The following is an 11,610-nucleotide window of genomic DNA, read 5'->3' as shown; positions in this document are numbered from 1 at the left end:
GCAGGCATCTGTGAGGATTGCAGGAATCATCGTCCTCCTCCTTTAGCAGCCCAACCGGAACCGGATATGACCGAACCGCCGAAGCGCTCCGACAGCATCACCGCACCGCTGCGGCATTCGGTATTCCGGCGCATCTGGCTGGCAAGCCTGTTGTCGAACCTCGGCATCCTGATCCAGGGCGTGGGCGCCGCCTGGGCGATGACGCAGATGGCGTCGTCCGCCGACAAGGTGGCGCTGGTGCAGACCGCGCTGATGCTGCCGATCATGCTGATCTCGATGCCGGCGGGCGCCATCGCCGACATGCACGACCGGCGCGTCGTGGCGATGGTGGCTTTGCTGATCGCTCTGACTGGCGCGACCTCGTTGACGGTGCTGGCATGGCTCAATCTGGTCACCCCCAACATCCTGCTGGTGTTCTGCTTCGTGGTCGGCACCGGCATGGCGCTGATGGGACCGGCCTGGCAGTCTTCGGTCAGCGAGCAGGTGCCGGCCGAAACCTTGCCGGCGGCGGTCGCGCTCAACGGTATCAGCTACAACATCGCGCGCAGCTTCGGTCCAGCGATCGGCGGCATCATCGTCGCGACTGCGGGCGCGGTTGCGGCGTTCGCCATCAATTCGGTGCTGTATCTGCCGCTGCTGATCGTGCTGTTTCTCTGGAAACGGGTCCACGAACCGTCACGGTTGCCGCGCGAGCGGCTCAATCGAGCGATGGTCTCTGGCGTGCGCTACATTACCAACTCGCCGGCCATCAAGATCGTGCTGACCCGCACGCTCGTCACCGGCCTGATCGGCGGCTCCGTCTCGGCGTTGATGCCGCTGATCGCGCGCGACCTCCTGCATGGCGGCGCGCAGACCTTTGGCGTCATGCTCGGTGCCTTTGGGATGGGTGCCGTGTTCGGTGCATTGAACATCGGCACCGTCCGCAAGCAATTGAGCGGCGAGGCCGCGGTGCGCGCCTGCACGATATCGCTCGCGGGCGCAATCGCGGCCGTCGCGCTCAGCAGTAGCACCGTCCTGACGGCGATTGCGCTGGTGCTGGCGGGCGCGGTGTGGATGCTGGCGGTTGCGCTGTTCAATATCGGCGTGCAACTTTCGGCGCCGCGCTGGGTGGCGGGGCGCTCTCTTGCGGCTTTCCAGGCCGCGATCGCCGGCGGCATCGCGATCGGAAGCTGGGGCTGGGGTCATCTCACCGATATTTACGGGGTCGAAATCGCGCTGCTGGTCTCCGCCGGACTGATGCTGCTTTCCCCGCTGCTCGGCATCTGGCTGCGCATGCCGCCGGTCGGCGCCCGCTACGAGCCGGCCGCCGAGGCGCTGGCCGATCCCGAGGTGCGGCTGTCGCTGACGGGACGCAGCGGGCCCTTGGTGGTCGAGATCGAATACCGCGTCGCGCAGGATAATGCCCGCGCCTTCCACAATGTGATGCAGGAGGTGCAGCTCAGCCGGCAGCGCAACGGCGCCTATGGCTGGTCGATCGCACGCGATATCGGCGATCCCGAACTATGGACCGAGCGCTACCACTGCCCGACCTGGCTCGATTACCTGCGCCAGCGTAACCGCGCGACGCAGTCCGAGCGCGCCTTGCACCAGCGCGCGATCGACTTCCACCTCGGGCCCGAGCCGATCCGGGTCCGCCGCATGCTGGAGCGGCCGTTCGGCTCGGTGCGCTGGAAGGAAGATACCCCCGACCGCGCCGCCAACGAGGTCTTGCCGGTGGTCGCCACGGCCGCGGGCAGCAGCACGTAATTTTACGGAAACGCCGCGATCGCATGGGATCGGCTGAGCCGTTAACCAGTGGGGCGGCCCGGGTGGCGTCATGGGTTGCTGCCCACGGCCCAGTGCCAGCCGCAGCCTAACGCCGCATTGGTATAACGTATCCTTGCCAAAGCTCGGGCCCCGCCCGTAGAGTTTGCCCCAAGCAACAACGGCTGGCCGCCAAAGGCCGGCTCAACCGGGAGGATACCCATGACCAAGCCGACCAAGGACACTTCGACGCGCCGCCGCTTCCTGACAGCGGCCGCCGCGGGGGCTGCCACGGCAGTTGCCGCGCCGAGCGTCGTCCGCGCCCAGGGCCCGATCAGCATGCGCTGGCAGAGCACCTGGCCGTCAAAGGATATTTTCCACGAATACGCGCTCGACTACGCCAAGAAGGTCAACGACATGACCGGCGGCGAGCTGAAAATCGAAGTGCTGCCGGCAGGCGCTGTCGTACCCGCCTTCGGCCTGCTCGATGCCGTCTCCAAGGGCGTGCTCGACGGCGGCCATGGCGTGCTGGTCTATCACTACGGCAAGCAGACTGCGCTGGCGCTATGGGGCTCGGGGCCGGGCTTTGCGATGGACGCCAACATGCTGCTGGCCTGGCACCGCTATGGCGGCGGCAAGGAGCTGCTCGAAAAGCTCTATGCCTCGATCGGCGCCAACGTCGTCTCCTTCCCCTACGGGCCGATGCCGACCCAGCCGTTCGGCTGGTTCAAGAAGCCGATCGCGAAGGCCGACGACGTCAAGGGCCTGAAATTCCGCACCGTCGGCATCTCAATCGACGTGTACTCGGGAATGGGCGCTGCCGTGAACGCGCTGCCCGGCGGAGAAATCGTCTCGGCGATGGACCGCGGCCTGCTCGATGCAGCCGAATTCAACAATGCCACCTCCGACCGCGTGCTCGGCTTCCCCGACGTCTCCAAGGTCTGCATGCTGCAGAGCTATCACCAGAATGCCGAGCAGCTCGAGATCATGTTCAACAAGGACAAGTATAACGGGCTGCCGGACAAGATGAAGGCGATCATCGCCAATGCGGTGGACGCAGCTTCGGCGGACATGTCCTGGAAGGCGATCGATCGCTACTCCAAGGACTATGTGGAGCTGCAGACCAAGGACAACGTCAAGTTCTACAAGACCCCCGACGCCATCCTGAAGCAGCAGCTCGAGATCTATGACGAGGTGGCGAAGAAGAAGTCTGCGGAAAACCCGCTGTTCAAGGAGATCGTGCAATCGCAGATCAACTTCGCCAAGCGGGCGACGCAGTGGGAGCAGGACACGGTGGTGAACCGCCGCATGGCCTACGACCATTATTTCGGGGCCAACGCCGCGGCCAAGAAGCTCTGACGCCGAAATAAAACCGGCAGGGCGCCGTCCGGACCAACTCCCGGACGGTGCCCTGTGCTATGTTGGGGATGATATCTTATGCCGGACTGCATCTTATGAGTGTCCAGCGTTTCCTGCACACCATCGACGGCATCTCGACCTGGGTCGGCAAGGCCACCGCCTGGCTGATGGTCCTGCTGATGAGCGTCGTCTGTATCGAAGTCTTCAAGCGGTACATCGTGAACATGCCGACGGCATGGATCTTCGATGCCGAAAACATGATGTACGGCACGCTGTTCATGATGTGCGGCGCCTATACGCTGGCGCAGAACGCACACGTTCGCGGCGATTTCCTGTATTCATCGATGCGCCCGCGCACGCAGGCTTCCCTCGACCTCGTGCTCTACATCGTCTTCTTCATTCCGGGCATCGCCGCGCTGATTTATGCCGGCTACTTCTACGCCGCGGATTCCTGGCACATCAACGAGCACTCCAACGTCACGGCGGATGGTCCTCCGATCTATCATTTCAAGACCGTTATCCCGATCGCCGGCGCCCTGATCATGCTGCAGGGGATCGGCGAGATCGTGCGCTGCATCGTCTGCCTGAAGACCGGCGAGTGGCCGAGCCGGCTCCATGACGTCGCCGAGATCGACGTCGTCGAGGAGCAGCTCGCGCATAGCGAATATGTCGACGAGGAATCGCGCAAGCTCGCCATCGAAGGCGCGGCGCGCATTGATGAAATGGCGCGGCAGCGCGGCATGGGCGGGGAAACACAGACATGAGCGATCCGGCACTCGGCCTGTTGATGCTGGCGCTCATTGTCGTCGTCATCATGATGGGCTTCGCCACGGCCTTTACGCTGATGGGCCTTGGCATGTTCTTCGGCTTCATCGCCTTCTACGACCCGTCGCACCACTGGACACAGAACAAGGTGTTCGAGCTGATGGTCCAGCGCACCTACGGCGCGATGACCAATGACGTGCTGATCTCGATCCCGTTGTTCGTGCTGATGGGCTACGTGATGGAGCGCGGCGCCCTGGTCGACAAGATGTTCTATTCGATCCAGCTCGCCTTCCGCCGCCTGCCCGCCTCGCTCGCCGTCGCGACCCTGATCGTCTGCACCTTCTGGGGCATCGCTTCAGGGCTCGTCGGCGCTGTCGTGGTGCTGATGGGCGTGATCGCGTTCAATCCGATGCTGCGCGCCGGCTATGACGTCAAGCTTGCGTCCGGCGTGATCACCGCCGGCGGCACGCTAGGCATCCTGATCCCGCCCTCGGTAATGATCATCGTCTACGCGGCGGTGGCCGGGCAATCGGTGGTCAAACTGTATGCCGCAGCGATGCTGCCCGGCTTCTTCCTCGCCTTCCTCTACCTCGTCTATATCGTGGGCTGGGCGATGATCAATCCGAAGATCGCCCCGCCGCTGCCGGAGGAGCAGACCCGGGTCAACGTGCCCGACTGGATCAAGAGTTTGCAGGCGTTCTACTCGCCCAATTTGTTCGTCGCGCTGTCGAAGGCGCTGGTCTCGCCCGCGCAGGCGAAGAAGCTCGAGATCGACGGCAAGCCGATGGGCTATGGCGCGATCGCGCAGAACTTTGTCATTTCGCTGGTGCCGTTCCTGTTCACGGCGATCACGCTCGGCACGATCTGGTGGTACGTCGTGATCCATCAGCAAGCGGCCGCAGGTTCCGGCGCAGTCGAGGGCCTGCAGCAGCTCGGTAGCGCAGCGGCGACGCCGGAACCGACGGATGCCGAGAAGGGGCCGCCCACCCAGTTCTATATCGGCTTTGCCATCACCGCGCTGCTGATGGCGGCATGGAGCCTGCGTTCCTATTTGCGCATGGACGGTGAACGCTTCGAGGTGCTGCGGCTGCTGACCTCTTCGGTCATGCCGCTTGGCATTCTCACCGTGGTGGTTCTCGGCGTGATCCTGTTCGGCATCACGACGGCGACCGAATCGGCTGGCGTCGGCGCCGCCGGTGCCTTCATCCTCGCCTTCCACGCCCGCACGCTCAACTGGAAGCGCACCAAGGAAGCGGTGTTCCTCACCGCCAAGACCACCGCGATGGTGTGCTGGTTGTTCGTCGGCTCTGCGCTGTTCTCGGCGGTGTTCGCCATCCTCGGCGGCCAGGCGCTGCTGGAAAGCTGGGTGCTCTCGCTCAACATGTCGCCGATTCAGTTCATGATCCTGTCGCAGGCGATCATCTTCATCCTCGGCTGGCCGCTCGAATGGACCGAGATCATCATCATCTTCGTGCCGATCTTCCTGCCGATGCTCAAGCATTTCGGCATCGACCCGATCCTGTGGGGCACGCTGGTGTTCGTGAATCTGCAGGCGGCGTTCCTGTCGCCGCCGGTCGCGATGTCGGCGTTCTATCTCAAGGGCGTCGCGCCGAAGCATGTCACACTGAACCAGATCTTTTCGGGCATGATGCCCTACATGCTGATCGTGATCCTGTGCATGGTGATCATGTATCTGTGGCCCGGCATGACGCTGTGGCTGCCGAACTACCTCTACGGCGGCTGAGCTTCCCGAGGGATGTTACTGCCCGTGGCTTGCCAGCATCTGCTGGCAGCCCTTGCTGATCTTGGCGCGGTTCTGTTTCAGGCAGGCCAGCACCACCTGGTCGCCCTCCTGCATGTGCGCCCGGCAGTAGCGCGAGACGTCGCGCGAGCAGGCGTCATGCCCCTTCTGCCGTTCCTGCGGGGACTGGGCCGCGGCCGCTGACGTGATCAGAACCAGGGGAATGACGAAAAGAATCTTGGTCATTTGCTATGCCTTTGCACCGGTAAAACGCAATCAGCGCGTTCTATCGCGTTTTCGAGCGGGGGGAACACCGTTTCGCGTCGGGAAAACGCCTCAAAACGGGAATCGAGCGTCGAAATCCGGGGTGGCAACGCATTTGTGATGGAGGAAATCGCGCAAGCGCCCTGCGCGTGCCCCCTAAACCCAAAGAAAAACGCCTGCGTCGCATCGCCGCAAGCGTTTCCGGGGGCCGGACAGAGAGCCGATTACTTCGCGGCGAGCTTGCCCTTCTGGGCGGCGAGATCGCGATCCATCACGGTGCGGCAGCCTGCGCTCAGCTCGGAGCGGTGCTTGATCATGCAGGCGGTGATCTTCGGAATGTTCGGGATTTCCGAGCTGCAGAGGCGGAACGCATCGCCGGTGCACATCTGCTGCGCCTCAGAGCTGAAGGCGAAGCTCGCGGTCGACGAGGCGGCGGCGAACGAGGCGGTCAAGGCCAGCACTAAACTGACCTTGCGAACGGTATTGAAGGACACTGCGGTCATTGTCGGCTCCTGTTGGTCCGGCGAGGCGGACCCCGTTGTTGATGGCAGGAACCATGCGCCTGGAACGGTGCTTACGACTGTGACTGACGTCACTCGCGTATAAACCCCTCATTCGCTTCGTCTAACCGGCGCCTGTTGGCGAGACGTTAAGACATTGTTGGCATTAATGGCCCGTTGCGTATGTATCCCGAGTATCTGGAAAGAGTAGCGATGCGTAATGCGTTGGGCCTGATGCTGGCCAGTGTAGTGACGGCGGTGCTGATCACCGGCGTTTGGTTCTGGACCTCCTCGCCGCGCGCCGATGCGGCTCCCCCTCAAACCGTCGCCGCCCGCATGGCCGAGCCGCTGCTGGCGCCCGCCGCAGCGAGACCCGCGCCGAGGGACGACGTCGAGGTGACCGCTTCGCTCTCGAAGCCTGCCCCGGCTTCCGCCCCCGCGCCGGTTCCGGCGCCGCAGCCGATGCGATCGGCCTGCGCCAATCCCGATGCGCTCGGCGTCAGCCGCATCGTCGTGATCGATACGACAGGCGGCCCCGGCTTCGGCTTCCTGCAGTACAAGCAGTTCGACTTCCTGACCGACAAGGAGGTCGTGCTGACCTTCGACGACGGCCCGTGGCCGACCACGCCGGCGGTGCTGAAAGCGCTCGCGGATGAGTGCACCAAGGGCCTGTTCTTCCCGGTCGGCAAGCACACCACCTATCATCCGGAAATTCTCAAGCAGGTTTTCGCCGCCGGCCACACCGTCGGCTCGCACACCTGGTCGCACGCCCATCTCGACAGCAAGAAGCTGACCGAGGCGCAGATGCGGGAAGAGATCGAGAAAGGCTTCAGCGCCGTGAAGATGGCGATCGGGACCGCGCCCGCGCCGTTTTTCCGCTTCCCCGGGCTCGGGCACACGCAGGCCGCCCTCGGCTATCTCGCCTCGCGCAACATCTCGATGTTTTCAGTTGATGTCGATTCCAACGACTTCAAATCGTCGGGTCCCGACCAGGTCATCCAGAACGTCATGACCAAGCTCGACAAGCAGGGCAAGGGCGTCATCCTGATGCACGACCTGCAGAAGCACACGGCGCTGGCCCTGCCGACGCTGCTGCGCCGCCTGAAAGCCGGCGGCTACAAGGTCGTGCAGATGAAGGCCAAGGAGCAGCTCGAAACCCTGCCCGAATACGACGCGATGCTGGTGAAGGACCAGAAGGTGCCGGCGGTTGCCAGCCGCCCGATCAGCAGCGTGGTGCAGACGGTTTCGCAGTAAGCGTTGGCGGCGCCTGTCGGCGTCCGCACTTCCAATTTGGTCGTCATGCCCGGGCTTTGTCTCGGGCATCCGCGTCTTTGGGATACGCCAGAAGCAAGACGTGGATGGCCGGGCCGCAGCCATGACGTTCGTGAATTGAGGGCTCGGCTTACCAATAGATGCCGTGGCGGTGCAGCGCGTGGATGATGCGCGCTTGGATCGAATAGCGCGCCCGGTGCATTCTTCCCGACATCGACGCCGTTGGCCGGAACGCGGGCCTTGTGGGCCCGGCGTGCGCGGACGCAGCGGCGGGCCGATACGCCCTCGCCGCCCGAGGCCTCGCCGTCTCGCCCCTGTACGTTTCGGCCTTCGGCGTATCAGGCTTTGTTGTCTCAGCCTTTGTTGTCTCAGCCTTCGGCTCGATCGCCGGCCGCTCGATATATTTCGGCGGCTCCGGTTGCTGCGGCACTTCAGCGGTTCTCGGTCCATCGACAATGGCCTTCGCGGGCGCCGGAGCGCGCGCCTGTTCGACGCCCCCCAGCGACAGGCTCCGATCGCCGGCCTGCGCCGCGGCAGATACAAAAACGAATCCTGCAATGAAAATGAATTTACGCATGTTGATGTCTCCCCTTGAGGTTGACCGGGAGACTACGGGTGGCGACCGGATTGTTATGTGCGACAGGTCACGCCAGCACGTTCGTGACCCGCGCGTACTGAACCATCCGGGGAATTTGCAAAAGCGTGGTGCCGCAAACAGGACTCGAACCTGTGACCCCGTCATTACGAATGACGTGCTCTACCAACTGAGCTATTGCGGCGAACCGAAGCGGCGTTCGTGAGCGACGAACGCCCGCACCTGATATCGGGCATGGCCCCGATTGGCAAGAAAAACGCTAGGCCGAAGCGTTTTCAAGCGAAGTGGAATCCCGCTTCGCGTCAAGAAAACGCGTGAAAACAGGAAACTAAGCGCCTAGTTGCCGCCCCAGCGTGACAAAAATCCCCGCCAGCCGCCGGCCTGCGCCTTGGGCGTTCCGATTTGTTCCGCGAATTCGTCCGTCGGGCCGTCCTCGTCCACCCCGGGGTCGTCAGGCGCTCGGACCAGCGGGATTACCGCCGGAATCGGGGCCGGGACGGTCCTTGGGATATCCTTGCGCGAGCGAAACAGGGGGGCCGGCTGTGCCGGAGCTGATTCGGCGGGCTTTTGCGGGGCCGGGGTTGGTTCAGCGGCCGGTTCCGGGCGGCTTGCCTCGGCCGCCGGGGCGGGCTCGGCGGCGACAGAAGCTGGCGGCGTATTGTCCTGCGCGGCGGATGGCTCCGGTGCGATCGGGACGGCCGATGGCTCCGGCTTGTTGGCAGCGACGGGCTCGGCCGCCGGCTCGTTCACGGGCTCCGGCGGCGCGATCACCACCGCGCGGCGCGGGGCCGCCAGCATGGCTTCCTCGAACGGGGAGGATTCGATCGCAGGTCCCTTGTCGGACGGCAGCGCCGCGACCGGCGTCTGCCACTGGAAGGCGTCGAGCCGTCCGGTGACGGGAGAGACCGGCCGCCAGCGATCGCTGACATAGCCGTCCGCGGTCCAGGCCGGATCGTGCAGCGCGCGCACCGCGCGCAAGGTCCAGGCGCGCGCCCGGCCGCTATCGCCGTGCTCGGTGCGCTCAAGTTCCGCCATCAGCAGCGCGACGCGCTGCGTCGGCTGATCGATGAAGGGCGCCAGCGCCTCGCGCGCCTTGGCAAATTCGGAGGCGTCTATCGCGGCGCGCGCAATCGCCAGCGCGCTCTCGATATGGCCCGGCGCCTTGGCCGCGAGCGTCTCGACCCGCACCAGCCGTTGCCGCGCAGAATCGCCGAGCTTCACATGGGAATAGGCGTCGGCGAGATCCGGATGCGGCTGCGCCAGCCATGCCGCCTCGACGAGGCGCATCGAACGCCGCACCTGATGCGCTTCACTTTCGAACTTACTCGCCAGCACCGCGGCGGGCACCAGCGTCGGCGCCAGCTTGACCGCTTCCATCACGCTCTCACGCGCCAGGTCGCGATCGACCTTTTCGAGTTCGAGCGCGCGCGCCGTCAGCAGCACGCCGCGCTGCCTTCGATAGGTCGCCTTGTCGATCAGCCCGGCCGACTGGTTGTTGTCGAGGATCTTCAGCGCGCCGGCCCAGTCGCCCTTGGCGCAGCAGAAGCCGAGCACGGCATGCGAGGCCCATGACGACGACGGCGACAATTTCAGCGCTTCCTCGGCGAGCATGACGGCGGCGACGGGATCGTCGGCGCGCTGCGCCTCGATGAAAAGACCGCGCAGGCCTAGCAGCCGCGTGTCTTCACGCTCGGCCATCGCGCGGAAGGCGCGTTGCGCACCCTCGCGGTCGCCGTCGAGCTGCGCCGACTGCGCATGCAGCAGCAAGGCGAGCGGATCGTGCGCCGCATGTTTGCGCGCGGCATCGGCGTGCATGCGGGCGGCGGAGGAATCGCCATGGCCGATCGCGAGCAGGCCTTGCGTGATCGCATGCCGGCCGCGGGCCTGACGGCGTTCGCGCCGATTGCGGCGGAGACGCCCCGGCGTGCGCCACACGCCGCGCAGGGTCGCCCACAGCATCATCGCCGCGACGATGACGATGCCAAGCGCCAGCACGAATACCGGCAGCGTCATCTGGGCGCGATAGCCGCCCCAGGACAACGCGACATCGCCGGTCTGCTCGGCAATCCAGGCGGCGCCGGCCGCGCCGAGCGCAATCAACAACAGAAACAGAATGATCCGGATCATTGAAATCCTTATTCCGACGGTTTGGCCAGCACAGCCATGGCCTCGGCCGCAAATTGACGGGATGCGGCCAGCGCGGCGTCGCGCGCGTCCGCCCGCTCGATCCAGGATTGCGCCGCGGCGCGATCAGCCGGCTCCAGCGTCTTCAGTTCGCGCCGCGCCTCGTTGAAATCGTTGCGCAGCGCGGCTGCCGTGATCCGCGCCACCACGGCGCCGCGATCCGTGCCTGCCGTATCGGTGCGTTCGATTTTCACCAGCTTGGCAGCGCCGGCCTGCAGACGGTCGACGATGCCGGTGCCGGTCGTGGCGGTGTTCTGCTGCGAGGCGGGCGTCAGCTTCGGCACCAGCGCCAGCAATTCCGTGCTGAGTTTGCCGGCGTTCGGCACGCCTTTGTCCGCGAACTGGTCGAGCGGCTTCAGCGCATCGGGATTGGGCGCCAGCGATTTCGCCGCCGAGAGCGCCACGGGATAGGGATCGCCGACCCGGACGAGAACGTCGAGCAGTGCGGCGGCCAGCACCCGGCGCCACGGCATATCGTTGGCGGCCTTGGCGTCGGCTGATCTGCTGTCGGCGATCTTGCTGCCTTGTTGCGCGATCTCGGCGCCCTGCGCCCGCATCTGGTTCTCGACCCTGGCGATGCGTTCGGCGAAAGCAGTGAGATCGGGCGACACCGCGCCGTCGGCGCGGGGCGCCGATTTCACGTCGTTGACGGCGGATGCCAGCTTTTCGCCTTGCGCGCGTGTCGTGGCGAGTTCGCCGCGCAGCGTCGCAACTGATTTTTCCAGCGCGTCGGCGCGGGCCGCGGCGGCGGGATCGGCCACCGGCTTGCCCGCTTTCGCTTCGAGACCGGCAACACGCGTGGTCAGACCCTCGATGGCGGAGGCATTGAGCTGCGCGGTCTGCGATACCGAAGCGGGCTGTATCGCGGGCCAGCCCAGCATCCAGCCGACGCCAATCACCAACGCGGCCGCGACCGCGCCGGAAACCGGCGCGACGACCCAAGGAGAGATAGATGGCGAGACAGGCCGCGATGGCTCTGCGGCAACCGGAGATTCCTCAACCGGCGCCTGGGCAATGTCGGGCGCGAGTTCAGACATGGGCTCGGGCGCCGCCTCGGCAGCACTCCTGGTTTCACTCGATGTGGCCTCAAGATCGATGGTCGGCGGCTCTCGCTTCGGCCGGCCCGACTCGGGCAGCGATCCAGTGTCTTCGGACCTGTTGTCGACCATCACACGGTTCCCTTGAAT

At 65.0% G+C, this 11,610-nt stretch carries 10 protein-coding genes and 1 tRNA gene; 5 read left to right on the top strand and 6 right to left on the bottom strand.

All coding sequences use genetic code 11. The features are described from left to right. The first annotated feature begins 66 nt into the window (after positions 1 to 66). The 4 genes from CQ14_RS35055 to CQ14_RS35040 all read left to right on the top strand — a co-directional run bounded on the left by CQ14_RS35055 (position 67) and on the right by CQ14_RS35040 (position 5,611). Entirely contained in the window at positions 67 to 1,746 is a 1,680-nt protein-coding gene (locus CQ14_RS35055) for an MFS transporter (RefSeq protein WP_057862305.1), read from the top strand. Positions 1,747 to 1,965: 219 nt separating this feature from the next. Continuing rightward, positions 1,966 to 3,102 (top strand): TRAP transporter substrate-binding protein, encoded by a 1,137-nt coding sequence (locus CQ14_RS35050; protein ID WP_057862304.1) that lies wholly within the window; start codon positions 1,966 to 1,968, stop codon positions 3,100 to 3,102. Between the two features lie 95 nt (positions 3,103 to 3,197). Beyond that, positions 3,198 to 3,866, top strand: coding sequence for a TRAP transporter small permease subunit (locus CQ14_RS35045; RefSeq protein WP_057862303.1), 669 nt, complete (start codon positions 3,198 to 3,200; stop codon positions 3,864 to 3,866). Then, positions 3,863 to 5,611 (top strand): TRAP transporter large permease, encoded by a 1,749-nt coding sequence (locus CQ14_RS35040; RefSeq protein ID WP_057862302.1) that lies wholly within the window; start codon positions 3,863 to 3,865, stop codon positions 5,609 to 5,611. The genes CQ14_RS35045 and CQ14_RS35040 overlap by 4 nt, the downstream gene beginning before the upstream one ends. Positions 5,612 to 5,626: 15 nt before the next feature. On the opposite strand, the gene CQ14_RS35035 is transcribed toward CQ14_RS35040, so the two are convergent. After that, positions 5,627 to 5,854, bottom strand: coding sequence for a hypothetical protein (locus tag CQ14_RS35035; protein WP_057862301.1), 228 nt, complete (start codon positions 5,852 to 5,854; stop codon positions 5,627 to 5,629). A gap of 242 nt (positions 5,855 to 6,096) precedes the next feature. Next, a complete protein-coding gene (locus tag CQ14_RS35030; RefSeq protein ID WP_057862300.1) occupies positions 6,097 to 6,375 on the bottom strand; it encodes a hypothetical protein in 279 nt (92 codons plus the stop codon). A gap of 210 nt (positions 6,376 to 6,585) precedes the next feature. On the opposite strand from CQ14_RS35030, the gene CQ14_RS35025 reads away from it, so the two are divergent. Further along, a complete protein-coding gene (locus CQ14_RS35025; protein ID WP_057862351.1) occupies positions 6,586 to 7,626 on the top strand; it encodes a polysaccharide deacetylase family protein in 1,041 nt (346 codons plus the stop codon). Positions 7,627 to 7,774: 148 nt separating this feature from the next. On the opposite strand, the gene CQ14_RS35020 is transcribed toward CQ14_RS35025, so the two are convergent. From CQ14_RS35020 to CQ14_RS35005, 4 genes are all read right to left on the bottom strand, one after another. After that, complete coding sequence (locus CQ14_RS35020) at positions 7,775 to 8,221, bottom strand: hypothetical protein (protein ID WP_057862299.1); 447 nt, start codon at positions 8,219 to 8,221, stop codon at positions 7,775 to 7,777. A 126-nt stretch (positions 8,222 to 8,347) separates the two neighbouring features. Continuing rightward, positions 8,348 to 8,423, bottom strand: a tRNA-Thr gene (locus CQ14_RS35015). 152 nt (positions 8,424 to 8,575) lie between these two features. Further along, positions 8,576 to 10,366 carry a heme biosynthesis HemY N-terminal domain-containing protein gene (locus tag CQ14_RS35010; protein WP_057862298.1) on the bottom strand — a complete coding sequence of 597 codons (1,791 nt, stop codon included), beginning with the start codon at positions 10,364 to 10,366 and terminating at the stop codon, positions 8,576 to 8,578. 8 nt (positions 10,367 to 10,374) lie between these two features. Continuing rightward, positions 10,375 to 11,592 carry a COG4223 family protein gene (locus tag CQ14_RS35005; RefSeq protein WP_057862297.1) on the bottom strand — a complete coding sequence of 406 codons (1,218 nt, stop codon included), beginning with the start codon at positions 11,590 to 11,592 and terminating at the stop codon, positions 10,375 to 10,377. Between the last annotated feature and the right edge of the window lie 18 nt (positions 11,593 to 11,610).

Source organism: Bradyrhizobium lablabi (assembly GCF_001440475.1).
Taxonomy (GTDB): Bacteria; Pseudomonadota; Alphaproteobacteria; order Rhizobiales; family Xanthobacteraceae; genus Bradyrhizobium; species Bradyrhizobium lablabi.
This window is presented reverse-complemented; position numbering and strand designations above follow the sequence as displayed.

Coding starts and splice junctions, on each gene's coding strand:
- CQ14_RS35050 (WP_057862304.1), top strand. CDS start 1,966: ATGACCAAGCCGACCAAGGACACTTCGACGCGCCGCCGCTTCCTGACA.
- CQ14_RS35020 (WP_057862299.1), bottom strand. CDS start 8,221: ATGCGTAAATTCATTTTCATTGCAGGATTCGTTTTTGTATCTGCCGCG.
- CQ14_RS35005 (WP_057862297.1), bottom strand. CDS start 11,592: ATGGTCGACAACAGGTCCGAAGACACTGGATCGCTGCCCGAGTCGGGC.
- CQ14_RS35040 (WP_057862302.1), top strand. CDS start 3,863: ATGAGCGATCCGGCACTCGGCCTGTTGATGCTGGCGCTCATTGTCGTC.
- CQ14_RS35045 (WP_057862303.1), top strand. CDS start 3,198: ATGAGTGTCCAGCGTTTCCTGCACACCATCGACGGCATCTCGACCTGG.
- CQ14_RS35030 (WP_057862300.1), bottom strand. CDS start 6,375: ATGACCGCAGTGTCCTTCAATACCGTTCGCAAGGTCAGTTTAGTGCTG.
- CQ14_RS35025 (WP_057862351.1), top strand. CDS start 6,586: ATGCGTAATGCGTTGGGCCTGATGCTGGCCAGTGTAGTGACGGCGGTG.
- CQ14_RS35035 (WP_057862301.1), bottom strand. CDS start 5,854: ATGACCAAGATTCTTTTCGTCATTCCCCTGGTTCTGATCACGTCAGCG.
- CQ14_RS35010 (WP_057862298.1), bottom strand. CDS start 10,366: ATGATCCGGATCATTCTGTTTCTGTTGTTGATTGCGCTCGGCGCGGCC.
- CQ14_RS35055 (WP_057862305.1), top strand. CDS start 67: ATGACCGAACCGCCGAAGCGCTCCGACAGCATCACCGCACCGCTGCGG.